Origin of the sequence: Pseudomonas sp. (genome assembly GCF_040514055.1) — a bacterium.
In the GTDB taxonomy this organism is placed as follows: Bacteria; Pseudomonadota; Gammaproteobacteria; order Pseudomonadales; family Pseudomonadaceae; genus Aquipseudomonas.
Genome location: NZ_JBEVDL010000099.1, coordinates 68,536 through 93,762, shown reverse-complemented (window position 1 = coordinate 93,762; position 25,227 = coordinate 68,536). Strand labels below are relative to the sequence as shown.

The 25,227-nt window shown below is 62.8% G+C and carries 21 protein-coding genes and 1 tRNA gene; 14 read left to right on the top strand and 8 right to left on the bottom strand.

Translation table 11 applies throughout. From position 1 onward, the window contains the following. Positions 1-103 precede the first annotated feature (103 nt). From folP to ABWY06_RS25665, 14 genes are all read left to right on the top strand, one after another. Positions 104-937, top strand: coding sequence for a dihydropteroate synthase (gene folP, locus ABWY06_RS25730; protein WP_502948256.1), 834 nt, complete (start codon positions 104-106; stop codon positions 935-937). Between the two features lie 8 nt (positions 938-945). After that, entirely contained in the window at positions 946-2,283 is a 1,338-nt protein-coding gene (gene glmM / locus ABWY06_RS25725; RefSeq protein ID WP_353928424.1) for a phosphoglucosamine mutase, read from the top strand. 65 nt (positions 2,284-2,348) lie between these two features. Then, positions 2,349-3,104, top strand: a complete 756-nt coding sequence (gene tpiA, locus ABWY06_RS25720; RefSeq protein ID WP_353928423.1) for a triose-phosphate isomerase — start codon at positions 2,349-2,351, stop codon at positions 3,102-3,104. 4 nt (positions 3,105-3,108) lie between these two features. Beyond that, on the top strand, positions 3,109-3,489 hold the full coding sequence (gene secG / locus ABWY06_RS25715) for a preprotein translocase subunit SecG (protein ID WP_353928422.1): 381 nt from the start codon (positions 3,109-3,111) through the stop codon (positions 3,487-3,489). Positions 3,490-3,499: 10 nt separating this feature from the next. Beyond that, positions 3,500-3,585: transfer RNA gene (locus tag ABWY06_RS25710), tRNA-Leu, on the top strand. 309 nt (positions 3,586-3,894) lie between these two features. After that, positions 3,895-4,353 (top strand): ribosome maturation factor RimP, encoded by a 459-nt coding sequence (rimP, locus tag ABWY06_RS25705; protein WP_353928421.1) that lies wholly within the window; start codon positions 3,895-3,897, stop codon positions 4,351-4,353. Positions 4,354-4,400: 47 nt separating this feature from the next. Then, positions 4,401-5,882: a transcription termination factor NusA gene (gene nusA / locus ABWY06_RS25700; protein WP_353928420.1), complete on the top strand. Its 1,482-nt coding sequence runs from the start codon at positions 4,401-4,403 to the stop codon at positions 5,880-5,882. 27 nt (positions 5,883-5,909) lie between these two features. Further along, a complete protein-coding gene (gene infB / locus ABWY06_RS25695) occupies positions 5,910-8,426 on the top strand; it encodes a translation initiation factor IF-2 (protein ID WP_353928419.1) in 2,517 nt (838 codons plus the stop codon). A 135-nt stretch (positions 8,427-8,561) separates the two neighbouring features. Next, on the top strand, positions 8,562-8,978 hold the full coding sequence (rbfA, locus tag ABWY06_RS25690; RefSeq protein WP_353928418.1) for a 30S ribosome-binding factor RbfA: 417 nt from the start codon (positions 8,562-8,564) through the stop codon (positions 8,976-8,978). A 4-nt stretch (positions 8,979-8,982) separates the two neighbouring features. Next, positions 8,983-9,900: a tRNA pseudouridine(55) synthase TruB gene (gene truB, locus ABWY06_RS25685; RefSeq protein WP_353928417.1), complete on the top strand. Its 918-nt coding sequence runs from the start codon at positions 8,983-8,985 to the stop codon at positions 9,898-9,900. A 94-nt stretch (positions 9,901-9,994) separates the two neighbouring features. Beyond that, a complete protein-coding gene (gene rpsO / locus ABWY06_RS25680) occupies positions 9,995-10,264 on the top strand; it encodes a 30S ribosomal protein S15 (RefSeq protein WP_213880640.1) in 270 nt (89 codons plus the stop codon). A gap of 182 nt (positions 10,265-10,446) precedes the next feature. Continuing rightward, positions 10,447-12,552: a polyribonucleotide nucleotidyltransferase gene (pnp, locus tag ABWY06_RS25675; RefSeq protein ID WP_353928416.1), complete on the top strand. Its 2,106-nt coding sequence runs from the start codon at positions 10,447-10,449 to the stop codon at positions 12,550-12,552. Positions 12,553-12,655: 103 nt separating this feature from the next. Then, positions 12,656-14,071 carry a hypothetical protein gene (locus tag ABWY06_RS25670; RefSeq protein ID WP_353928415.1) on the top strand — a complete coding sequence of 472 codons (1,416 nt, stop codon included), beginning with the start codon at positions 12,656-12,658 and terminating at the stop codon, positions 14,069-14,071. A 221-nt stretch (positions 14,072-14,292) separates the two neighbouring features. Further along, a complete protein-coding gene (locus tag ABWY06_RS25665) occupies positions 14,293-14,649 on the top strand; it encodes a BON domain-containing protein (protein WP_353928428.1) in 357 nt (118 codons plus the stop codon). Between the two features lie 110 nt (positions 14,650-14,759). On the opposite strand, the gene ABWY06_RS25660 is transcribed toward ABWY06_RS25665, so the two are convergent. The 8 genes from ABWY06_RS25660 to ABWY06_RS25625 all read right to left on the bottom strand — a co-directional run bounded on the left by ABWY06_RS25660 (position 14,760) and on the right by ABWY06_RS25625 (position 25,184). Continuing rightward, positions 14,760-16,211 (bottom strand): rhomboid family intramembrane serine protease, encoded by a 1,452-nt coding sequence (locus ABWY06_RS25660; protein ID WP_353928414.1) that lies wholly within the window; start codon positions 16,209-16,211, stop codon positions 14,760-14,762. A gap of 133 nt (positions 16,212-16,344) precedes the next feature. Continuing rightward, a complete protein-coding gene (locus ABWY06_RS25655; protein ID WP_353928413.1) occupies positions 16,345-16,629 on the bottom strand; it encodes a DUF2845 domain-containing protein in 285 nt (94 codons plus the stop codon). A 34-nt stretch (positions 16,630-16,663) separates the two neighbouring features. Next, complete coding sequence (locus tag ABWY06_RS25650; protein ID WP_353928412.1) at positions 16,664-16,966, bottom strand: DUF2845 domain-containing protein; 303 nt, start codon at positions 16,964-16,966, stop codon at positions 16,664-16,666. Positions 16,967-17,049: 83 nt separating this feature from the next. Continuing rightward, positions 17,050-17,349: a DUF2845 domain-containing protein gene (locus tag ABWY06_RS25645; protein WP_502948255.1), complete on the bottom strand. Its 300-nt coding sequence runs from the start codon at positions 17,347-17,349 to the stop codon at positions 17,050-17,052. Beyond that, on the bottom strand, positions 17,346-20,264 hold the full coding sequence (locus ABWY06_RS25640) for a DUF748 domain-containing protein (protein WP_353928411.1): 2,919 nt from the start codon (positions 20,262-20,264) through the stop codon (positions 17,346-17,348). The genes ABWY06_RS25645 and ABWY06_RS25640 overlap by 4 nt, the downstream gene beginning before the upstream one ends. 98 nt (positions 20,265-20,362) lie before the next feature. After that, complete coding sequence (locus ABWY06_RS25635) at positions 20,363-21,379, bottom strand: class I SAM-dependent rRNA methyltransferase (protein WP_353928410.1); 1,017 nt, start codon at positions 21,377-21,379, stop codon at positions 20,363-20,365. 160 nt (positions 21,380-21,539) lie between these two features. After that, on the bottom strand, positions 21,540-22,721 hold the full coding sequence (locus ABWY06_RS25630; RefSeq protein ID WP_353928409.1) for an acetyl-CoA C-acetyltransferase: 1,182 nt from the start codon (positions 22,719-22,721) through the stop codon (positions 21,540-21,542). 156 nt (positions 22,722-22,877) lie between these two features. Then, positions 22,878-25,184: a hypothetical protein gene (locus tag ABWY06_RS25625; RefSeq protein ID WP_353928408.1), complete on the bottom strand. Its 2,307-nt coding sequence runs from the start codon at positions 25,182-25,184 to the stop codon at positions 22,878-22,880. Positions 25,185-25,227 lie beyond the last annotated feature (43 nt).

Sequence of the window (25,227 nt, the reverse complement as noted above, 5' to 3'; positions counted from 1 at the left end):
GTCGGGGTTAACGGGGTTTGGGCCATGGTGGGGGGTTTTGGCCCCGAGACGCCATTCGGTGGTCCGGCCGCCGACCACTGTGTCTGCCAGGCCTGTTCCCCCCCTGAGCCGGGTGCCTGGTGGCAGCCGGCTTCTCGACCTGTCCCGCCCCCAGGTGATGGGGATCCTGAATGTCACGCCCGACTCCTTTTCCGATGGCGGCCGCTTCGCCGCCGTCGACCTGGCGCTGCGGCATGCCGAAGCCATGGTTGCGGCCGGCGCCAGCCTGATCGATGTCGGTGGTGAGTCGACCCGGCCGGGCGCGCCAGTGGTTTCGGCGGAGCAGGAGCTGGCGCGGGTGGCGCCGGTGGTGGAGGCGCTGGGTCGGGAGCTGGACGTGATCGTTTCGGTGGACACCTCCACGCCCGAGGTGATCCGTGAAAGCGCCCGCCTGGGCGCGGGCCTGATCAACGACGTGCGCGCCCTGCGCCGCGACGGTGCGTTGCAGGCCGCCGCGGACAGCGGTTTGCCGGTGTGCCTGATGCATATGCAGGGCGAGCCCGGGACCATGCAGCGCAATCCGCAGTACCAGGATCTGCTGGGCGAGGTGCAGGATTTCCTGCAGGCGCGCATGCAGGCCTGTATTGCGGCAGGCATAGCCGAGCAGCGAATCATTCTGGATCCGGGTTTTGGGTTCGCCAAAACCCTGGCGCATAACCTCAGTTTGTTCAAACACCTGGCGCGGCTGCATGCATTGGGTCGACCGCTGTTGGTCGGCGTCTCGCGCAAAAGCATGATTGGTCAGGCGCTGGGGCGCGAGGTCGACCAGCGGTTGGCTGGTGGGCTGGCCTTGGCCGCCTTGGCCGTGACCCAGGGCGCCGCTATTTTACGTGTGCACGATGTCGCGGAAACGGTCGACGTGCTGCGCATGATCGCGGCCGTTCAGGCCGCAGAATAAGGATCGCTATGAGCAGAAAATATTTTGGCACCGATGGCATTCGCGGTCGCGTCGGTCAGTACCCCATTACCCCCGACTTTATGCTCAAGCTGGGCTGGGCGGCGGGCATGGCCTTTCGCCGTCAGGGCGCCTGCCGGGTACTGATCGGCAAGGACACGCGCATTTCGGGCTATATGTTCGAATCCGCCCTGGAGGCCGGTTTGTCGGCGGCGGGCGCCGATGTGATGCTGTTGGGGCCTATGCCGACGCCGGCGATCGCCTACCTGACACGTACCTTTCATGCCGAGGCGGGTATCGTCATCAGTGCCTCGCACAACCCCCACGACGACAACGGCATCAAGTTCTTCTCTGGGCAGGGTACCAAGCTGCCGGATGATATCGAGTTGATGATCGAAGAGCTGCTCGACGCGCCCATGACCGTGGTCGAGTCCGCGCAGCTCGGCAAGGTGTCGCGAATCAACGATGCGGCCGGTCGCTATATCGAATTCTGCAAGAGCAGCGTCCCTACCAGCACCGATTTTGCCGGGTTGAAGCTGGTGATCGACTGTGCTCATGGAGCCGCCTATAAAGTCGCACCCAGCGTGTTTCGCGAGCTGGGGGCCGAGGTGGTGGTGCTGTCCGCGCAGCCCAACGGCCTGAATATCAACGACCAGTGCGGTTCGACCCACACCGAGGCGTTGCAGGCGGCGGTGCTGGCCCATCAGGCGGATTTTGGCATTGCCCTGGACGGCGATGCCGATCGGGTGTTGATGGTCGACCATACCGGTGTGCTGGTCGACGGCGACGAGCTGTTGTTTATCATTGCCCGCGATCTGCAGGAGCGCGGCAAGTTGCGCGGCGGCGTGGTTGGTACCCTGATGAGTAATCTGGGTCTGGAGCTGGCCCTGGCCGAGCTGCAGATACCCTTCGTTCGCGCCCAGGTGGGCGACCGTTATGTCATCGCCGAATTGCAGGAGCGCAACTGGCAGCTGGGTGGTGAAGGGTCGGGGCACCTGGTATGCCTGCAACACACCACCACCGGCGATGCGATCATCGCTGCCCTGCAGGTGATGATGGCGCTCAAGCGGCGGGAGCAGAGCCTGGCGGAGGCGAGGCAGGGGCTGCGCAAGTGCCCGCAAGTGCTGTTGAACGTGCGCTTCGCCGGTGGCGAGAATCCGGTCGAGCATCCGACGGTGCAGGCGGCCTGCGCACGCGTCACTGAGCGGATGGCGGGGCGCGGCCGGGTGTTGCTGCGCAAGTCCGGTACCGAGCCGCTGGTGCGCGTGATGGTCGAAGGCGAGGACGAAGTGTTGGTGCGGGGTTACGCCGAGGAGTTGGTGGGCGTGGTTAGCGAAATCTGTGCCTGAATCGGCTTGCCAGTGCGCGGGTGGTTGGGTAACATCTGCGCCCACTTTGATCGACGGGGTACGGCATGCGTCGTCCTTTGGTAGCTGGTAACTGGAAGATGCACGGTACCCGCGCCAGCGTCGCTGAGCTGATCGAAGGCCTTGGCCAACTGGCTCTGCCGGTGAGTGTCGACGTGGCGGTGTTCCCGTCCAGCCTGCATATCGCTCAAGTGATTGGCGCGTTTGAAGGGTCCGCTATCGTGGTGGGTGCGCAGGATTGTGCGCAGCAGCCACAGCAGGGGGCCTTGACCGGTGAGGTGGCGTCCAGCCAGTTGCTGGACATCGGTTGTAGTCTGGTACTGGTGGGGCACTCCGAGCGGCGTTTGTTGCTGGGTGAAGATGACGAAGTCGTCTGCCGCAAGTTTGCCGCGGCGCTGCACGAGGGTTTGACGCCGGTGCTCTGTGTCGGTGAGACCCAGCAGCAGCGCGAGGCCGGCAACACCCTTGAGGTGGTCGGGCGGCAGTTGAGTGCGGTTGTCGAGCAGTTGGGTGTGGCGGTGTTTGCTCGGGCGGTGGTGGCTTACGAGCCAGTCTGGGCAATTGGTACGGGCCTGACTGCTACGCCGCAGCAAGCGCAGGATGTGCACGCGGCGATACGCGCGCAACTGGCGGCTGAAGATGCCGAGGTGGCGCGGGGTGTACGGATTCTCTATGGCGGCAGTGTAAAGGCGGCCAGTGCGGTCGAACTATTCGGCATGCCGGATATCGATGGGGGGCTTGTTGGTGGAGCCTCTCTGAATGCGGATGAGTTCGGTGCGATCTGTCGCGCCGCAGGAAGCTGAAGACATGCTGGAAACAGTCGTAATAGTGATTCATTTGTTGGGTGCCCTGGGTGTCGTGGCGTTGGTATTGCTGCAGCAGGGTAAAGGTGCCGATGCAGGTGCTTCGTTTGGTTCGGGCGCGTCGGGTACCGTATTCGGTAGTCAAGGTTCCTCTACCTTTCTGAGTCGAGTTACTGCTATACTGGCCACCGCTTTTTTCATAACCAGCTTGGGTTTAGGTTACTTTGCTAAACAGAAGTCTGATCAGCTGACCCAGGTCGGCTTGCCAGATCCGGCGGTGATGGAAGTGCAGCAAAAACCGGTCGTCGAAGATGTACCGGTGCTCGAAGAACAAAAGCCGGCGACTAACGCGGCAGATGTACCTCAGGTTCCAGAGCAGAAGTAACACGCGTTTTGCCGAGGTGGTGGAATTGGTAGACACGCTACCTTGAGGTGGTAGTGGCCATAGGCTGTAGGGGTTCGAGTCCCCTCCTCGGTACCAATTGAAGCAAGAAGGCCCGCTGTATGCGGGCTTTCTTGTTCGCAGGAGTTCGGTTGACCCTTTGTTGGGTTCGGCCGTATACTTCGCCCCCCAGCTTTGGCGAGGGGCGAGGCAGTCTGGTAGCTCGTCGGGCCTAGTGCCCCAAGGTCGCTGGTTTATTCCAAGTCCTCGCAGCCAGTCCCAGCGAAGCCCCTTTTTAGGGGCTTTTTGTTAGCTGGAGACTTACAAGTCGCCTGTCCGGCGGCTTTCGGGATGGGCGTTTCGCCCATTTTTTATTTTTATTTTGCTTAGCGTGCACAGGGGGTTCAGGTGTCGAGCAAGCTAGAACAGTTGCAGGCCTTGCTGGCCCCGGTCATCGAGGCGCTTGGTTATCAATGCTGGGGTATTGAGTTCCTGTCCCAGGGCCGGCATTCGTTGCTGCGCATTTATATCGATCATGCCAACGGGGTATTGATCGAAGATTGTGAAACGGTCAGCCGACAGATCAGCGGTGTGCTGGATGTCGAGGACCCCATCAGTGCTGAGTACACCCTCGAGGTGTCCTCGCCGGGCATGGATCGGCCGTTGTTCACCATCGAGCAGTTCGCGCTGCACGCCGGTGATCAGGTGAAAATCAAGCTGCGCACGCCATTTGATGGGCGCCGCAATTTTCAAGGCCTTCTGCGTGGCGTGGAGGACCAGGATGTGGTGGTGCTGGTGGAAGACCACGAATACTTGTTGCCAATCGATTCGATCGATAAGGCCAACATCATTCCCAGTTTTGACTGAGACGCGGATCCCGCGGATCCAATGGATTGCGAAAGGCGAGGCGTACGATGAGCAAAGAAGTACTGCTGGTTGTTGAGTCGGTATCCAATGAAAAAGGCGTACCGGCCAGCGTGATTTTTGAAGCGTTGGAACTGGCGTTGGCCACTGCGACGAAAAAACGTTTCGACGTTGAAGTGGAACTGCGGGTGGAGATCAACCGCCAGACCGGTAATTATGAAACCTTCCGGTGCTGGACGGTGGTCGATGACCAGTCGCTCAACAACTTGGCCTCGGAGCTGACGCTCGACGAAGCGCGTGAGCAGAAGCCCGATGCCCAGCTCGGTGAGCTGATCGAAGAGAAGATCGAGTCCATCGAGTTTGGTCGTATCGCTGCCCAGACCGCCAAACAGGTGATAGTGCAGAAGGTCCGTGAAGCCGAGCGCGCTCAAGTGGTGGAAGCCTACCGCGAGCGCCTGGGCGAGATCATCGCCGGTACTGTTAAGAAGGTTACCCGCGACAATGTGATCGTCGACCTGGGTAACAACGCCGAGGCCTTGCTGGCGCGTGAAGACATCATTTCCCGTGAGACTTTCCGGGTGGGCGCGCGCTTGCGTGCGCTGCTCAAGGAAATTCGTACGGAAAACCGCGGGCCACAGCTGATTCTCTCGCGCACCGCGCCAGAAATGCTGATCGAGCTGTTCCGCATCGAAGTACCGGAAATCGCCGAAGAGCTCATCGAAGTGATGGGCGCTTCCCGGGATCCGGGTTCACGGGCCAAATTGGCCGTGCGTTCCAAGGACAAGCGCATCGATCCGCAAGGTGCCTGCATTGGCATGCGTGGTTCGCGTGTGCAGGCCGTGTCCGGCGAACTGGCCGGTGAGCGTGTCGACATCGTGCTGTGGGACGACAATCCCGCGCAGTTCGTGATCAACGCCATGTCGCCCGCTGAAGTCGCCGCCATCATCGTCGATGAGGATGCCCATGCCATGGACATCGCCGTCGCCGAAGATAACCTGGCGCAAGCCATTGGCCGCGGGGGTCAAAACGTCCGTCTGGCCAGCCAGTTGACCGGCTGGACCCTGAACGTGATGACCGAAGCGGACATTCAGGCCAAGCAACAAGCGGAAACAGGCGACATCCTGCAGAACTTCATCGACGAGCTGGAAGTCGACGAAGAGCTGGCCCAGGTACTGGTCGAAGAAGGCTTTACCAGCCTGGAAGAAATCGCCTACGTGCCGATGGAAGAAATGCTCAGCATCGATGGTTTCGACGAGGAGATCGTCACCGAGCTACGCGCTCGTGCCAAGGATCGCCTGTTGACCAAAGCCATCGCCAACGAGGAAAAGCTGGCAGATGTCCATCCGGCCGACGACCTGCTCTCGCTAGAGGGTATGGACAAGGCGCTTGCGCATGAACTGGCAGTGCGCGGCGTTATTAACCGCGAAGACCTGGCCGAGCAGTCGATAGATGACTTGCTCGACATCGACGGTATCGACGCTGAGCGTGCCGGCAAGTTGATCATGGCCGCCCGAGCCCATTGGTTCGAATAAGCAGTTGCGGCCTGAGGAGAGAAATGCATGACGCAAGTCACGGTTAAAGAACTGGCCCAAGTGGTCAATACGCCGGTTGAACGCCTGCTGCAGCAAATGCGTGAGGCGGGTCTCCCGCACAGCACTGCCGAGCAAGCGGTGACCGACGCTGAGAAACAGGCCCTGTTGGCCCATCTCAAAAGCAGTCACGGCGAAAAAGTGGAAGAGCCGCGCAAGATTACCTTGCAGCGCAAGACCACCAGCACCCTGCGGGTGGCCGGTAGCAAGACCATCAGCGTCGAAGTGCGCAAGAAGAAGACGTTCGTCAAGCGCAGCCCCGAAGAAATCGAGGCCGAGAAGAAGCGTGAGCTGGACGAACAACGTGCTCAGGAAGCAGCTGCTCGCCTGAAGGCTGAGGAAGAGGCCAAGCGCCGCGCCGAAGACAGCGCGCGCCAGCAGCCGTCTGCCGACGCCGTCGCCAGCCCGGCCAGCGCCGCGCCCGCCGCCGCGCCGGTCCCGACTTCCGCGCCGGTGCTCGACAGCGCCCCGGTGGCCGCGCCGGCCAATGCCGAGCGCAAGAAGGAAGAGCCGCGTCGTCCGGACAAACCACGCAACGACGACAGCGATCGCCGTGGCGACCGCAAGAACGTGCCGCACCGCGCCTCCGTCAAGGAGAAGGAAAAGGCTCCGGCACCCCGTGTCGCGCCGCGCACCACTGATGAAGAAAGCGACAGCCACCGTCGTGGCGGCCGTGGCAAGGCCAAGCTGAAGAAGCGTAACCAGCACGGCTTCCAGAGCCCGACCGGTCCGGTCGTGCGTGACGTCGCCATCGGCGAGACCATCACTGTGGGTGAGTTGTCCCAGCAGATGTCGGTCAAGGCCGCGGAAGTGATCAAGTTCATGTTCAAGATGGGCACCCCGGTGACCATCAACCAGGTTCTGGATCAGGAAACGGCCCAGTTGATCGCCGAGGAGCTGGGCCACAAGGTCAAGCTGGTCAGCGACAACGCTCTGGAAGACCAATTGGCCGAGTCGCTGAAGTTCGAAGGCGAAACCTTCGCCCGTGCGCCGGTGGTGACCGTCATGGGCCACGTCGACCACGGCAAGACGTCCTTGCTCGACTATATCCGTCGCGCCAAGGTGGCCGCCGGTGAGGCCGGTGGTATCACCCAGCACATTGGTGCTTACCACGTGGAAACCGACCGTGGCATGGTGACCTTCCTCGATACCCCGGGTCACGCGGCGTTCACCGCCATGCGTGCCCGTGGTGCCAAGGCCACCGACATCGTGATTCTGGTAGTGGCGGCGGACGACGGCGTGATGCCGCAGACCGTCGAAGCCGTTCAGCACGCCAAGGCGGCCGGTGTGCCGCTGGTGGTCGCGGTGAACAAGATCGACAAGCCGGGCGCCGACCTCGATCGCATTCGTAGCGAACTGTCGGTACACGGTGTGACCTCAGAAGAGTGGGGCGGTGACACCCCCTTTGTCTCGGTGTCGGCGAAAGTCGGTACCGGTGTCGACGACCTGCTGGAAGCCGTGCTGCTGCAGGCCGAGATCCTCGAGCTGAAGGCCACGCCTTCCGCGCCGGGTCGCGGTGTGGTGGTCGAGTCGCGGTTGGACAAGGGTCGTGGCCCGGTGGCCACCGTGCTGGTCCAGGACGGTACCCTGCGTCAAGGCGACATGGTACTGGTCGGTTCCAACTTCGGCCGTATCCGCGCCATGCTCGACGAAAACGGCAAGCCGGTTAAAGAAGCCGGCCCGTCGATCCCGGTCGAGATCCTCGGCCTGGACGGCACCCCGGATGCGGGTGACGAATTGAGCGTGCTGACCGACGAGAAGAAGGCCCGTGAAGTGGCCCTGTTCCGTCAAGGCAAGTTCCGCGAGGTCAAGCTGGCCCGTGCTCACGCCGGCAAGCTGGAAAATATCTTCGAGAACATGGGCCAGGAAGAGAAGAAGACGCTCAACATCGTCCTCAAATCCGACGTCCGTGGTTCGCTGGAAGCCTTGCAGGGCGCCTTGGGCGGCCTGGGCAACGACGAAGTGCAGGTGCGTGTGGTCGGTGGTGGCGTCGGTGGTATCACCGAGAGCGACGCCAACCTGGCCCTGGCGTCCAGCGCGGTGCTGTTCGGCTTCAACGTGCGTGCCGATGCCGGCGCGCGCAAGATCGTCGAGCAGGAAGGTCTGGATATGCGTTACTACAACGTGATCTACGACATCATCGAAGACGTGAAAAAAGCCCTGACCGGCATGCTCGGCAGCGATGTTCGCGAGAATATCCTGGGTATCGCCGAAGTGCGCGATGTGTTCCGTTCGCCGAAGTTCGGCGCCATCGCTGGCTGCATGGTCATCGAAGGTGTCGTTCACCGTAACCGTCCGATCCGCGTACTGCGCGAGGAGGTGGTGATGTTCGAGGGTGAAGTCGAGTCGCTGCGCCGCTTCAAGGACGACATGTCTGAAGTGCGCGCCGGCATGGAATGCGGCATCGGCGTCAAGAGCTACAACGACGTCAAGGTCGGCGACAAGATCGAGGTGTTCGAGAAGGTCCAGGTGGCGCGCAGCCTTTAAGCCGCGTGCCATGGCAAGCGCCCCCAGCGGGGCGCCTGTACAACGCAACGCCCGGCCCGACTTTGTCAGGCCGGGCGATTGCCGCTTTCAGACCGCCGGGTTTGCCCCGGCGGGCAGTGACAGGTAGCAGTGATAATGGCAAAAGAATATAGCCGTACCCAGCGCATTGGCGATCAGATGCAGCGCGAACTGGCGCAGTTGATCCGCCGCGAAATCAAGGACCCGCGTGTCGGTCTGGTGACCATCACCGCCGTGGAAGTCAGCCGCGACGTCGGTCACGCGAAGATCTTCATCACCGTGATGGGACAGGACAGCGCCGAGGACATCAAGCAGAACATCAAGGTGCTCAACGACGCCGCCGGTTTCCTGCGTATGCAGTTGGCCCGGGCGATGAAGCTGCGCAGCGTGCCGCAGTTGCATTTCCACTACGACGAAAGCGTGATGCGTGGTGCGCACCTGTCGGCGCTGATCGAGCGCGCGGTGGCGGAGGACGGTCAACACCCCGGTGCGGTTGCGGACGAAAGCGATCCCCAGGTCGAAGGCAAGGAGTAAGCCGGTGGCCCAGGTAAAGCGTATTCGTCGTAACGTCAGTGGCATTATCCTGCTCGACAAGCCCAAGGGCTTTACGTCCAACGGGGCCTTGCAGAAGGTGCGCTGGCTGCTCAATGCGGAGAAGGCCGGTCACACCGGCAGCCTCGATCCCCTGGCCACCGGCGTGTTGCCCCTGTGTTTCGGTGAGGCGACCAAGTTTTCCCAATACCTGCTGGATGCCGACAAGGGCTACGAGACGGTGATGCAGCTGGGCGTTACCACGACCACGGCGGATGCCGAGGGCGAGGTGCTTGAGCGTCGCGAAGTGACCGTTGGTCGTGCCGATCTGGAACCCTTGCTGGACAGATTTCGTGGAGATATCAGTCAGATACCGCCCATGTATTCGGCCCTCAAACGCGATGGACAGCCGCTTTACAAGCTGGCGCGGGCCGGACAGGTAGTGGAGCGCGAGGCGCGTTCTGTTACTATCACGCGCCTGGAATTGCTGAGCTTCGAGGGTGACCGGGTGCGCCTGGCCGTCGATTGCACCAAAGGCACCTATATCCGCACGCTGGTCGAGGACATCGGTCAGTTGCTGGGCTGCGGTGCCCATGTGGCCGAGTTGCGCCGTACCCAGGCCGGGCCGTTCGCCTTGGCCCAGACCGTCACGCTGGAGGCGCTCGAACAGGCCCACGCGGACGGCGGCCATGAGGCGGTCGACCAGTTCCTGCAGCCGTCGGACAGTGGCTTGTTGCACTGGCCATTGCTGCAGTTTTCGGAACACAGTTCGTTTTACTGGCTGCAGGGGCAGCCGGTGCGTGCCGCGGACGGGCCGAAATTCGGTATGGTCCGGGTGCAGGATCACAACGGTCGCTTTATCGGTATCGGTGAAGTGAGCGAAGACGGGCGCATTGCGCCGCGTCGACTGATTCGGTCGGAATGATCGATGTGAGGATGGCTGTTAATAGGCACGGTCAGCCCTCTTTTAAAAACACGGGAAGTGATTCCCGGCCTGTTACCTCAGAGGAATAGCCACCATGGCACTGAGCGTTGAAGAAAAAGCCCAAATCGTAACTGACTACCAGCAAGCTGTAGGCGACACCGGTTCGCCGGAAGTGCAAGTTGCACTGCTGACCGCCAACATCAACAAGCTGCAAGGTCACTTCAAGGCCAACGGCAAAGACCACCACTCCCGTCGTGGTCTGATCCGTATGGTAAACCAGCGTCGCAAGCTGCTGGATTACCTGAAGGGTAAGGACACCACACGTTACAGCACCCTGATCGGGCGCCTGGGTCTGCGTCGCTAACACCGACGTTGCTAGAGGTTGGCTGTCTGTCGTCCGGTGCCGGTTTGCGGTGCTTGGCGGCAGGCTCCCAGCCTCAAGTTTTATCTGGACAGCCCTCGGGTCCGAATCCCGCCGTTGCCCCCAAATTCGCATCACCTGCTCTTCCCCAGATTCCCCAAGGCAAAAAAGAAGGTAACGACACCGTGAACCCGGTTATCAAGAAATTCCAGTTCGGTCAGTCGACCGTCACCCTCGAGACAGGCCGTATTGCCCGTCAAGCCTCCGGCGCCGTGCTGGTTACCGTCGATGACGACGTCACCGTACTGGTGACCGTGGTTGGCGCCAAGACCGCCGACCCAAGCAAGGGCTTCTTCCCGCTCTCCGTGCACTACCAGGAAAAAACCTACGCCGCCGGCAAGATCCCTGGCGGTTTCTTCAAGCGCGAAGCCCGTCCTTCGGAAAAAGAAACCCTGACCTCGCGCCTGATCGACCGGCCGATCCGTCCGCTGTTTCCAGAAGGCTTCATGAATGAAGTGCAGGTCATCTGCACCGTGGTTTCCACCAGCAAGAAGACCGATCCCGACGTTGCCGCCATGATCGGCACCTCGGCCGCCCTGGCTATCTCCGGTATCCCCTTCAGCGGCCCGATCGGCGCTGCCCGCGTGGCCTTCCACGAAAGCACCGGTTACCTGCTGAACCCGACCTATGAGCAGCTCAAGGCCTCGAGCCTGGACATGGTCGTGGCCGGTACCTCGGACGCGGTGCTGATGGTGGAGTCCGAAGCCAAGGAACTGACCGAAGACCAAATGCTGGGCGCCGTGCTGTTCGCCCACGACGAATTCCAGGCGGTGATCAAGGCCGTGGCCGAGTTGGCCGCCGAAGTGGGCAAGCCAACCTGGGACTGGAAAGCCAAGCCGGAAAATACCGCGCTGCTGGGCGCCATTCGCAGCGAGTTCGGCGAAGCGATTTCCCAGGCTTACACCCTCACGGTCAAGCACGAGCGTTATGCCCGTCTGGGCGAGCTGAAGGAGCAGGTCGTCGCCAAGCTGTCTGGAGCCGAAGGGCAACCGAGCGCTGGCGAAGTGAAGGAGGCCTTCGGCGAAATCGAATACCGCACCGTGCGCGAGAACATCGTCAACGGCAAACCGCGGATCGACGGCCGTGACACCCGTACCGTGCGCCCGCTGGCTATTGAAGTCGGCGTGCTGAGCAAGACCCACGGCTCGGCGTTGTTCACCCGTGGCGAGACACAGGCCCTGGTCGTCGCGACCCTGGGCACCGCCCGTGACGCGCAGTTGCTGGACACCTTGGAAGGCGAGCGCAAAGACCCCTTTATGCTGCACTACAACTTCCCGCCCTACTCGGTGGGCGAGTGCGGTCGCATGGGGGGCGCTGGTCGCCGCGAAATCGGCCACGGCCGCCTGGCGCGCCGCAGCATCGCCGCCATGTTGCCAGCGGCAGACGTCTTCCCCTACACCATCCGCGTGGTGTCGGAAATCACCGAATCCAACGGCTCCAGTTCCATGGCGTCGGTTTGCGGTGCCTCCCTGGCGCTGATGGACGCTGGTGTGCCGATGAAGGCTCCGGTGGCCGGTATCGCCATGGGCTTGGTCAAGGAAGGCGAGAAGTTCGCCATCCTGACCGACATCCTGGGTGACGAAGATCACCTGGGCGACATGGACTTCAAGGTGGCCGGTACTGCCAAGGGCGTGACCGCCCTGCAGATGGACATCAAGATCCAGGGCATCACCGAAGAGATCATGGAGATCGCCCTGGGCCAAGCCCTGGAAGCGCGTCTGAACATCCTTGGTCAGATGAACCAGGTGATCGCCACCTCGCGTACCGAGCTGTCGGCCAATGCACCGACCATGATCGCGATGAAGATCGACACCGACAAGATCCGTGACGTGATCGGCAAGGGCGGCGCCACCATTCGCAGCATCTGCGAAGAGACCAAGGCCTCGATCGATATCGAGGACGACGGCAGCATCAAAATCTTTGGCGAAACCAAGGAAGCCGCCGAAGCCGCGCGTCAGCGCGTCCTGGGGATCACTGCTGAAGCCGAGATCGGCAAGATCTATATCGGCAAGGTGGAGCGGATCGTCGATTTCGGCGCTTTCGTGAACATCCTGCCCGGCAAGGACGGTTTGGTGCATATCTCCATGCTCAGCGACGAGCGTGTGGAAAAAGTCACCGACGTGCTCAAGGAAGGTCAGGAGGTCAAGGTGCTGGTACTGGACGTGGACAACCGCGGCCGGATCAAACTGTCGATCAAGGATGTGGCGGCAGCCGAAGCTTCGGGCGTTTAATTCCGAACGCGGTTAACGCTTAACGAGAGGGCCCCTTGCGGGCCCTCTTTTTTTGCCCGGACAATAGGCACCACTCGCCGCGCTCGATAAGGACCGCACGTTCATGGAAATAACCCACTGCCACTATCATCCGGCGCAGCCGGCGACTTGGCATTGCTCGACTTGTCCGCGTTCCTACGGTGACTGCTGCATCCCGTTGAACGCCGACGCGCCTGAAGAACATCCAGCATGCCCTTTATGCCGCAGCCAGTTGGCGTTTTTAGGGGCATCCAACAGTGCCCAGCCGTTCTGGGAGCGGATTCCCAGTTTTTTCCTGTACGGCTTTCAGACAGGACCCTTGTCGGTCTGCGCCGTGTTGGCCCTGGCCAGTCTGTTTATGCCCAGTTGGCTGGTACTGTGGCTGGCCCTGTTCAGCGTGGCGACCAAGTATTTTTACAGCGTGATCGAGGCCAGCAGCCAGGCCTTGCGTGAGGCGCCGAGCCTGGCCAGTGCTTTCAGTGGCGAGGGGTTTGGCCTGTTCTTTCAGCAATTGGCGGTGTTATTCCTGGCGTTCGGCGTGCTCTGGCTGGCCGCGAGCTTTGACAGCGAGGCCTTGTACTGGGGCGTCAGTATTGCCCTGCTCCTGGCGATGCCCGCCAGCATCATCCGTCTGGCGTTGGACAAGACCCTGAGCGCGGCGTTGAGCCCTGAAGACGTCGGCCAGGTGATCAAGGCCATGGGCTGGCGTTACCTGATCCTGTGTGTGTTTCTCTTTATTCTCTGGCAGTCGCCGCAGGTCATTACCTATATGTTGGCCAACGGTTTGCCGCGGGTAGTGCTGATGCCGATTGGGGTATTTCTCTTCGGCTACTTTGGCGTGGTGATGTGCGCCATGATGGGCTATGCGGTCTATCAGTATCAGGGGCCACTGGGTTACGTGATCGCTGACGATGATGGGCAGGCCGCCTTTCCGGCGGCGGAGTACTTGCGTCGACGTGCCCTCGCTGAAGCCCAGGTGCGGGTCAAGGAAGGGCAGAGCGGTTCAGCGCTGGAAGTTCTGGCGACCGCCTTGGAGCGTGACCCGGACGATCTCAAGCTGAATGAGCGTTTTCATCAGCTGTTGTTTGGCCTGAAGGCGTCGGAACGCTGCCTGCGCCATCTAGCGCATTACCTGCCGCTGGCGATGCGCCTCAACCCCGCTCAGGCGGCCAGCGCGCTGCTCAATGCCCGTCAACTCAAAGCGGACTACCTGCCGGAGGACGCACTGGTCTGCGAGCGCCTCGCCGAGGTGTTGTTGGCGCGGCACAAAACTCGCGAAGCCTTGAGCTTGCTGCGTAATCTGCACCAGCGCTTTCCCACTTACCCGCACATTGCCCGGGCCTATATTCTCGCCGCACAAGGCTATGCCGAAGGGCTGGGGCAACTGGAGCCGGCACAAAAGTTGTTGGCTTATGTGCGGGCCAAATACCCCCAGTCTCCCCTGTTGGCGGAAGTGACGGTGCTGGAGAACACCCTGGCGCGCCTGGCCGCCCAGGCTTGAGTGTTGGTTGGTTCAGGTCATGCAGCTTGCATCTGCGATTGGCTCTGATCATGCAAACTGCACGATCCCGGGGCTGAAGGAGTTTTTTAACCTGTTGATAAATAAGGTTAATTCACTCAGATGTGAATTGGCATGGCCGCTGCAATATCACTCTGGAAATCGTGGCTCGGCCTGGCCCGGCCGTAGCATCCCATAGAGCAGCAGGAGTGAGACCTATGAACATGCCTTTTAATAAACTGATCATCGCCGCCACGGCTGCCAGTGCCTTGAGCTTGGGTGTTGCCCCGGTGGTGTTTGCCGCCTCCAATGGCCAGGCGCCGCTGATGGTCGCGGCCAACGCCGTGGAGAATACTGAAGAGGTTGTTACTGACACCTGGATTACCAGCAAGGTCAAGTCCAGCTTTGTGGCGGACGATAGCCTGAGTGCACTGGACATCAAGGTGGAGACCAATAAGGGCGTCGTCTCGCTGTCAGGCGTGGTGGCCAGCGATGCCGAGCGTGATCTGGCGGTCAGCACCGCCAAGGCCATCAAGGGTGTACAAGCCGTTTCTGCCGATGGCTTGAAATCCGCTGACTAAGTCCAAATACAAGCGCGGCATCGGCCTGTAGCGATGCCGTGTCAGTCTTTGGCGGTACCGATAAACCCCGGTGGCGAAAGCCCCGGGTTTTTTTTTGCCGGGATCCGCGCTCAGTGGCGGCCCAAATGCTGTTGATAGAGGCCCAGTTGCGCGGTCTGTTCGGCCTCCGGATAATTCCCGCGCAGGAACTGGTGCAGTTCGGCGACGCCGCGCAAGTCGCGCAGTGGGCCCAATTGTTTGGCCAATTGCAGCGTCAGTGCCGGCAACTGGGAGGGCTGTTGACTCGCCTTGATCAGCCGTCGCCAGCAGGCGAGTGCGCGCACGCCATCGTTATCGCGCAATAGCCGTTGCAGCAGGTGCAGCTGCACGGCGGGGTGATGAAGCAGTGATTGCTCGGCACTGTCATCGGCCAGGCGTCGCACCAGCCCCATGGCCTCGGCATGCATGGGCAGGCTGAACAGTTGTTTCAGCAGTGCCCCCAGCAGCGCCTTGTCCTGACGGCTTTTAGCCACCGGATACAGGCGTTCGAGCAGCACTAGTCGCCCCGGGTAGCGGGTCAACAGGTCGAGACCGCGGGGGGCGGCCTGCTCGAGGGCGAAGTCGCCGATCAGTTTGTCGAGCGCCGCGCATTCGCGCTTGAACGGCGCGTCGGGGTCTTCCTTGTTCAGATAGGCTTCGTCCACTTTCAGGCCGCCGCCGAGACGTGGCAGCCAGACCAGCAGGAACCCTGCGCCCAGGCCACCGAGGTGTGCGTAATAGTTGGTGTTGTCATTGGCGAGTAACAGGCCATAGAGTTCCTTGCCCATCCAAACGGGCAGGATCCATAAGGCTGGCGCGCGGAAATAGCCAAAAAACGGACCTACCCAATAGAAGAAATTGATGCGCCTGAGCCCGTAAACGCCCAGGTACATACCCATCAAGCCGGCGATGGCGCCCGAGGCGCCGATGCCGCTGACCCATACCGGATCCATCACCCACCAGAGCAGGTGCGAGGCCAAACCGCTGGTCAGGTACAGGCTCAAATAAACCCAACGGCCAAGGGCGATTTCCAACGCAAAGCCGAAGATAAACAGAAACACCATATTGCCCAACAAATGACTGAAACTGCCATGCAGGAACATGGCGCCAAATAGCCCCTGTACGGTGAATTTGGCCGGGATAAAACCGAATCGATAACTGCTGATCAGATCTCGCGCCGCCTCGGCTTTCTGGCGCGTCGCTTGCCAGCTAGGGTCGGCTTTGTAGGCGGGTAGTTGATGCAGGGTTTGCTCGAACGCCAGGTCACTGAGTAGCATACCGGCCAAATCGTTGCGTTTCAGGGCGGCGACCTGTTTGCCCTCCTCAACGTCGAGTTTGTGTCTGACAACCAATGCCTCGACGAACAGCTGCCGCTCGCGGCTGAGCAAGCCTGCATCCAGATAGAGTTTGACTGCTTCTTGCTGGCGCGCCGCATCGCCGCCCTGGTAAGCGAAATAGACCAGAGTATTGAGCAGAATCAGCAGCAGGGTCAGGACCGGTGGTTTTTTCCAGTCCAGCGGGTGTTCGGCGGGTACGATCAGCATGGCAGCGGTTCATGACGACAGGGAGGCGGCAAGCCTAGGGGGTAGCCGGACGCCTGTCCATGGGGTGCATGAGCGCTGGCCTGAACGCCAGGCCGGGCATGTGGCAATGGCGTTGGCGGGGATACCTGGCCAGTTAGCCGCGCTTGCTGTCGACTTTTTTCAGCAGGCCACCTTCGAACTTGAGGAAATACATCATCCCGCCCTCGCGTGGTCCATAGACCCACTCCTCCATCTGGACTTCAGTGCGCAGGCTGGCGTCTTTGGTGTAGCCGACAACGGAGCGGCTGGCGGGTTCGCCGCACTTGATCAGTACTTCGGAACTTCTCTGTCCTTCACTGACGATGCCTTTTTCGCAGCGCAGTCCAGCCTGCGCACTGCCAGCGAAGCAGAGGCTGGCAGCGATGAGCAGGTGTTTCATGGTGTCCATGGTGGTCCTTGATCTGGGAGATGATTCAGGGTTTGCGTTTGCTTTCAATTTTCGTCAGATATCCCCCGACGAATTGCAAATAGTAGTACATACCACTGCGTGGGCCATAGACCCATTCTTCGGCCGGCTGTTCGCTTCGATAGCCATAAGCATCGACCACTTCTCGATAACCCAGCTCGGTCTGGCTTTGCGGCGCTCCGCACTTGTCCAGCACCTCACCGGCGTAATCGTTCAGGCTGATGATCGCACTGCTACAACGCAGGGTGGAGGTGGCTTGAGCCCCACAACTGGCCAATAGAAGGCAGGCGGCGAACAGGGTTGTTTTCATGGAGACTCCAATACGTACGAGATGCCAATCAAACCTCGGTAGGACAGGCCCGGTCTGATGGTCGCCCTTGGCCGGAAACAGGCTCAACGCTTGCGTCGGCTTTCGATCCGGGTCAGGCGGTTGCCTTCGAATGTCAGGATTCGCAGCATGCCATTGGTGGGGCCGTACACCCACTCCTCGACCTTGAGCTCGCGCTGTTCGTTGCCGGCCAAACTGTAACCGATCAGGTCGCGGTAGGTGGGTTCGCCGCAACGTTCCAGCACCTCAAAGGCGCGCTCACCCACGCTGATCAGCTGGCTGCCACAGCGCATGGTGTCGGCGCAGGCCGAGGGGGCGAAGCCGATAGCCAGCGCCAGGAGTGCGAGCTGTCCCTTCAACCTCACTCGCTCCCCAGATGCAGCTGGGTGGCGACCCGACCGTCGGCCTGGGCTTGTCCGACCGAGGTGTCCAGCAAATACACCCGCTGATCCTGCAAGCCGCCGCGCTCGACCAGATACGCCTTGATGCTGGAGGCCCGGGCTTGGCCGAGTTTTCGCAGCAACAAGGTGCTTTGCCCCCATGAGTCGATCACCGTCTGGCGCTGTCGGGCATAACGTTCCTCATCAGGCAACTGCGCCCACTCGGCAGGCGGTTGCTGTTTCAGCCGAGCTCGGTAGATGGCTTCCAGCAGGCTGGCTTTTTCGTCTTCGGGTACCTCGAGCAAGCTGGCTTCGGCCGGCACCGTGTCACCGCGGCGCTGCAGGATCTTGTACAGGTTGTTCTGGTACTCGCGCTGCAGGCGTTGCTCCGCCAGCAGTGGGCCGTCACTGCTCTGGGCACTGATGCCTTCGACCTCCAAGCGCAGTGCCGGGCGCTCCTGCAGGGCCTTGGCCAACAGGTCCAGCGCGGCTTGCGCGGGGCCGTCCAGTACGTCGCTGCCCGGGGCGAATTGCACCGTGCTCAAATCCACTTCGCCGGCACCGCTGACCAGGCCGCCAATAAATTTGAACGGGGCCTGGGCGGCGCGCAGCACCAGGTTGCGCAGGGTCTGCCAGACGATCGGCATAACGCTGAACTGCGGGTTGTTGAGGTCGCCGGAGACGGGCAGTTCGATGGAAATCCGTCCTTCGGTGTCCTTGAGCAGGGCCACCGCCAGGCGAATCGGCAGGTCCACCGCACTGGGGCTGTCGACCCGCTCACCCAGTTCCAGGTTTTCCAGGACCACCTTGTTTTCGGCGCTCAGCTGGCCTTTTTCGATGCGGTAGACCAGGTCGAGGTTGAGACGGCCCTTGCGAATGCGGAAGCCGGCGAACTTGCCGGAGTAGGGCGTCAGGGTGGTCAGTTCGACGTTCTTGAAACGGGTGGCAATATCCAGGCTGTCCAGCGGGTCGAAGGGGTTGACCTTGCCCTGGATACTCACCGGTGCATAACGGTCGACCTTGCCCTGGATCTCGACACTGGCAGCGCCCGTCTTGCGGCTGTCGAGAGTGCCAATCCGACCGTTGAGTTGCTGAATGGCGGTGGCGAAATCCGGCGTCAGGCTGAAATCGGCAAAATTGGCCGAGCCGTCCGCAATTTTAATTTCGCCGATACGGATACCCAAGGGGCGGCCCTCGGGCGTGGGCTCGGTCGCCGCCGCAGGGGGCTGGGGAACCAGCAAATCACTGAGGTTGGTGGTCAGGTCCTCATTGATGATAAAACGCGCATAGGGTTGCGCCAGTGCCAGGCTGTTGATGCTCAGGCTGTCGCCGTGACGGTAGTCCAGCCCCTCGAGGGTCAGTTTCTGCCACTTGAGCAAGTCGCGTTCCTTGAGGGTATCGAGCAGGTGCAACTGATCCAGCTCGGCGCGTCCGCTCAGGCTCAGGGCCGGCGGAGTGTCGCCTTTCAGCGCGACGGCCAGGTCGGCCCCGAGCAGGCCACTGCGCAGTTCCAGCCGGACAAAGGGGCTGAGATAGGCTTGCGCCAGGCGCAGGTCGAGGGCCTGGGTGGCGACCTGCAGGGTTGTACTGAGCGGCGTCAGTTGAACCTCGCCGCTGACCTTGAGTCGGCCCTGCTTGCCCACGCCGCTGTCCAGGGTCAGGTGAAAGGGGCTCTGGCCCAGGCTGTCGAAGTCTTTCAAGTCCAGGTTCAGCGGGCCCAACTCGAGGGCGACTTCGGGCGTGGGCAGCCGATCGGCCAGGTGGACGCGGTAGTCGCGCAGTTGAGTGTCCGTGAGCAACACTTGCCAGGGCCGGGGAGCGCCCTTGGCGGCACTGGCCGTTGGCGCTTTGTCCGGTGCCGCGGCCGGCGTTGCCGGGGGTGGAGTGGCAGGCGCAGTGGCCGGGTCGCCAGCGAACAGCTTTTGCCAATCCAGTTGGCCATCGGCTTCGCGAGCGGCCCAGGTTTCCAGGCCCTGGCTGCGAATCTTGCCCAGCACCACCTGTTGTTTGACCAGGTCCAGGGAGATGTCGCTGATCTCCAGCTGGGCCAGGCGCACCAAGGGTCGATTGTCCGGCGCCTTGATGGCGAAGGTGGACAGCTCCAACGTGCCGTTGAGCAGCTTAAGCTCGGTGCCCTTGGACAGGTCGAGGCGGTAGTCGGTGGCCAGATTCACCACGCCGTTTTCCAAGACCAAGGGCACGGCATCGCGGACATAAGGCCAGAACAGCTTCATGCGGCTGTCGCTGATCTTGAGCCGGCCCTCGGAGCGGATCGGCACCAAGCCCAGGCTGCCGCTCCAGTCGAGCCGGCTGCCGGCGGGCCCCGAGGCGACCAGGGTCATTTCCGCGTTGTCCTCCGGCAGGGTGCTCAGGCGCTTGAGTTCGAAGTCCAGGGTGTCGTAGCTGAATTCGATCGGCTCGCTGGGACGCAGGTCGCGAAAATGCAGGCTGCCGCCGCTCAACTGGATACGGTCGATTCGCAGTGCCAGCGGCTCGCTGGGAGGGGGGCTGGGCTCGCTGGGCGGCACCTTGAACAGCTGGGTCAGGTTCAGCTGACCGTCCTTGGCGAACAGCAGCTCGGCATGGGGTTTGGCCAGTTCGACGGCCTCCAGGTGCACGGCGCCGCTCCACAGGCTGTCCGCCTGCAGGTTGGCGTACAGGCGCTCGAAGGCTACTTGCTCCTGGTCCGCGGCACCCAGGTGCAGGCCCCACAGGCTCAGCTCGAGGCTGAAGGGGTTGAGCTCCATGCGTTCCAGGCGTGCCGGCACCTGGCTGAGCTGGCTCAGCTGCTGGTTGGCAATGCGCAAGGCGATGCCCGGCAGCACAAGAAAACCGAGCAGGCTATAAAGCCCCAGGGCGAACAGCAAGGCGCCACAGGCGCGTTTCAATCCCTTTGACATGATCTGGCGTCATCTTTCCCGAGCGAAGGTGCCTTGGAGTATGGCACGACACCAGGGTTCCTCGCGCCACAGCGCTGCCAGTGGAAACCCGCCCGCCGTCACAGTTGCAGGATCAGTGTCTTCAGCGGGGGTTGGCCGTCCTGTGAGGGGAAGTCAGCCGCCGGTGGCAGCACCTGGCAATTGCGGACCGGTCGGCCCAGTTTGCTGGCGCAGCGCAGCACCTGTTCGCGCCAGTCGTCTAGGGCGACTTTCGCCAGGTTGTTGCAGCACACCAGCACCCCGTCCTCGGCGGTCGTCAGCAGGGCCGGTTTAAGCAGGCTCTGGTAGTCTCGCAGCAGGTCGACGGTGCCAAAGGCGCTCTTGGCCCAGGCCGGTGGGTCAAGAAACACCAGGTCGAATTGCTGCGGTTCGAGCCGGGTGTAGGCGGGCAGGGCCTTGCCGCGCCGGGCGGCGATCGGCAGGCCGGCCCACTGGCGAATGGCCGGGAAATAATCGGACTGGATAAACGCCATGGTCCCTAAGTCCGGGTTGAGCGCAGCATTTTCACGGCCTACCGCCAGGTTGGTTTCGGCGAAATCGAGGTTGCACACCGAGCGCGCACCCCCGGCCGCGGCACTCAAGCCCACGCCACAGGTGTAGGCGAACAGGTTGAGTACCGACTTGCCGGCGCTGTGCGCCTTGACCCAGCCGCGCGCGGTGCGCAGGTCGAGGAACAACAGCGGGTCCTGGCCGGCATGACGGCCGCGGACGCGGTAGTTCAGCCCCCATTCGTGGCCCACACGGTCCGCCAGGGCCGCCGGCTCCGGCCGGTACACCGGGTCCTCGCGATCGATTCGCGAATTGCCCTGGGAGCGGTCGTTGTAGATCAGTTCGCTGGTCAGCCCCAGCGACTCGTCGACCAGGTCCTGGACCTCCAACAGCGCGTCGCGGGTCAGTGGACTGTGAAAGGTCTGGACCAACAATTGAGGGCCGTAGCGGTCCACCGTCACACCGGCGGCGCCTTCCTGGCTGCCATGAAAGAGCCGATAGCAATCGGTGCCCTGGGCGTGGCAGTCGGTCAGCAACGCCTGGCGGGCATCCAGTGCGGCGCGCAGCGCCGGCTTCAAAGTGGACATGCGCGGCCCCTCGAAATAAAAGGCCGGCAGTTTATCAGCCGGCCAACAAAAACGCCGACCTGGAAAGGGTCGGCGTTTTTGTCACGGCGGGTAGCGGAGGGGGCCCCTGTGCGGGTAGGCCTTGCTCATGTCAGAACGGCAGGCCGCCTGACCGGCTTGCTCAGTCGCGCTCGATGGCCAGCGCCACGCCCTGACCGCCGCCGATACACAGGGTGGCCAGGCCTTTTTTCACGTCGCGGCGGATCATCTCGTGCAGCAGCGTCACCAGTACCCGGCAGCCCGATGCGCCGATGGGGTGGCCCAGGGCGATGGCGCCACCGTTGACATTGACCTTGCTCGCATCCCAGCCCAGTTCCTGGCCGACCGACAGCGCCTGGGCGGCGAAGGCCTCGTTGGCTTCGATCAGGTCCAACTGGTCCAGGGTCCAGCCGGCCTTGTCCAGGCAGCGGCGGGTCGCCGACACTGGGCCGATGCCCATGATCGCCGGGTCGACGCCGGCGTTGGCATAGGCGGCAATGCGTGCCAGCACCGGCAGGCCCAGGGCCTGGGCCTTGCGCGCGCTCATCAGCAACACGGCGGCCGCACCGTCGTTGAGGCTGGACGCGTTGCCGGCAGTGACCGAACCGTCTTTCTTGAAGGCCGGTTTGAGTTTGCCCAACGACTCGGCGGTGGTGCCGGCGCGGGGCTGCTCGTCGGTGACGAAGGCCAAGGGTTCGCCTTTGCGCTGGGGCACCAGGATCGGGGTGATCTGCTCGACGAAACGGCCTGCCTCGATCGCGGCCACGGCTTTCTGCTGGGAGGTGGCGGCAAAGGCATCCTGGGCTTCACGGCTGATGCCGTACTTGTCCACCAGGTTTTCCGCGGTGATGCCCATGTGGTAATCGTTGAAGGCATCCCACAGGCCGTCGCTGATCATGCTGTCGATCAGCGACGTATGGCCCATGCGCAGCCCGGTGCGGGCACCCGGCATCACATAGTTGGCCAGGCTCATGTTTTCCTGGCCGCCGGCGATGATCACCTCGGCATCGCCGCAGCGGATCGCCTGGGCACCCAGGTGCAGCGCCTTGAGGCCCGAACCGCAGACCTTGTTCAGGGTCAGGGCCGGGACCGCATGGGGTAGCCCGGCTTTGATCGCGGCCTGGCGTGCGGGGTTTTGCCCGGCGCCGGCGGTCAGTACCTGACCGAGTATCACCTCGTCGACTTCGGCGCCGTCCAGACCGGTCTGGGCCAGCAACTGGCGGATCACCGCGGCGCCCAGGTCCACGGCAGGGATGGCGGCCAGCGCGCCTTGGAAACTGCCCACGGCGGTGCGGGTGGCGGCGACTATCACGACATCTTGCATGGTCAGTTCCTCAGGAGCGGCGGTGGGCGCGGCGCGCCGCGGCAAAGGGGCATGTTGGCACAGTGACCCGGGGGCGGCCAGTCGCGAACCCATGGGTCATGGCCTGAGACGCCGGTCAGGCACGGGGGTTCCGTATTCGGGTCGCTGTCGTCCGTTTCAGTGGCTGCGCTTCTTGAAGGCGACCACCAGTAGCGCCCAGGCCTGATTGCGGATCTTCCCTGTCGGCCCCTGGGTGGTGATCTCGCGCAGCAGCGGCGGGGGCAGAAAGGCGTTGCTCAGTGCCCGCTCCGGATCGCGGACGGCCAGCTGGCGCAGGGCGACTTCCGAGAGCGCGGGGTTTAGTGCGGCGCTTTGGGCCACGTCCTGGTCGGCATCCTGCAGCAGGATTTCAATCTGGGCGCTGGACAGGTGAGCGTTACAGGCCACGGCGTTGCGCAGCGGCTGCAGCGCACTGGTGGCCATGGCGGGCCACCAACTCGAGTCAGGCAAAGGGCGCAGGGCCTCGAGCGCGGCCAGCAGGGCGCGGTCTTCCGCATAGCGGCGTGCCAGGCTGGCCTGCAGCAGTGCGCGGGGACTGTAGTGCTGTGCCAGGACACGGGGTGCCCACTCCCTGTGGCTGTGCCAGTGGGGGGCGAGCAGCGCCAGGACTTCGGCGGGCAACTGCCGTTGGCTAAGCAGAGTGCCCGCCAGGTAGGAGTCAGGCGAGTCCAGGGCCAGGCGCGCCATGGCGAGCAAGGCGGCATCGCTGACCGCCGTACTCATCAGCAAATGGTCGACGGCCGGGCCTGGTGAGTCCACCCACGCCGGATAGCCCTCATACCCCGCCGGCAGCGGCGCGCGGCGAGCTGCGTGCCAGCGTTGCAGCTGGCGCACCAGCTGCAGTTGCACGGCTGGCGCCAGCGCCGGGTTTTCCCCCAGCCCTTCCTGCAGCTCGTAGTCCTTGTCGGAGAGGGCGAGCAGCAGTGACTGCAGCTCGCCGCTGGTGGCGATGCTGGCCAGCGTGGCATTGAGCAAGCGCAACTGAGGATCGCGCCAGGCCGACACTTGGCGGGTCACCGCAAGGGCGGGGAATACCGCCGCGCGTACCCCCTCCTGGGAATCCCTGAGCAAGGTTTCGGCAAGCGCGTCGCGTTGCGGCTGTGTCAGCTCGCCGGTCGAAATACCCAGGGCCTGCTCGGCCAGTTGGCCCGCCAGCGCCACGCGCACCTCGGTGACCGGATCCCGGACCAGGGCCTGGCTCTGGGCCAGCGACAAGGGGGTGGTCGCGACTCCCGCACGGACCCGCGCGTCGGGGTCAGCGGCCAACCGCTCGCGGACCTGCCGGGGCAGGCGACGGGCATGATCTGGGTGTTGCAGCAGGTTGCCGCGCACCAGGGGGTCGTTGTCCGCGGCCAAGACGAGCAGCATCGCCACGGACAGGTCCGCATGCTGGGCGACCAAACGCCGCACGCGGGCATCGGGGGAGGCGCCCAATTGCGCCACCAGGGTGGCTGGCACGGCGTCGCCGGACAATAGGGCCTCGGCCAGGGGCGGGTCGACCTTGGCCGGGTCGCCCACCACATCGGGATCCGGCGCGCGGGCAGCCAGCAATTGCCGCACCCGCGGATCGCCCTCGGCGAGCAGCCGGGCACGCAAGCTCGGTTCCAGGTCGGCCTGGGCGGCAAGCACCTGGCTGACCAGGGGATCGCGACCAACCAGCGTTGCCTTGTCGCCACTGCTTCTGTCCAGGGCGGCGGCAAGGTCGTCTATCAGCGAGGCGGGGGCCATTGGCTGACGAAACAGCGGCAGGCCGTCGTGCAGGCGCTGACTGACAAGCTCAAAGTCAGCCGTCCACATCTCGCCCTCGACGTTGTAACGGTGGGGTTCGAACACTTCTGGCAGCAGGTGGCGCGTGACCAATGCCGCCTGCGGGGGATCGAGCCACCGCTCATCGTTATGGGCGAACTGGACCTGTCCCAGCCGATACTGACTGTTCTTGCGACTCACGATCAGCCCATGGGCATTGACCCTGCCCTTGACCTCGAAGGTGAACGGGCTGCGCTCATCATTCTGGGCGAACACCAGGCCCTGGGCATCGAGGTCGCCGTCCACGTAGAGCGAACCTTCGCTGACCAGGTTATCGACCCGCAAATCGCCGAGCACCACCAACCTGCCGCGGTAGAGGTCGTCATAGTCGCCGGCGATGCTCAGGTCGCCCTCCACCACCAGCGCCTGATTGTTCTCGAAGGAGTTGTCGATGCGCAGGTCACCCCGGTGGATCTGCCAGTCGACATAACTCTCCTCGAAGTGATTGCGCAGGGCATGGGGGGCCAGTCGATCGCTCAGGCGTTGACGCTCAGTGGCGGACAGCGGTTTAAGCTTTATCTGGTGACTACTGACCCAGGCCGCGGCCAGGCTCGAAGTGCTGGGTGCCCAGCAGAACCCGCCACACAGGGAAATAAGGGCAACCAACAAGCGCGACATGGGCGACGTCCGAAGGGAAGAGGGGCAGGTAGGACGTTGCTCA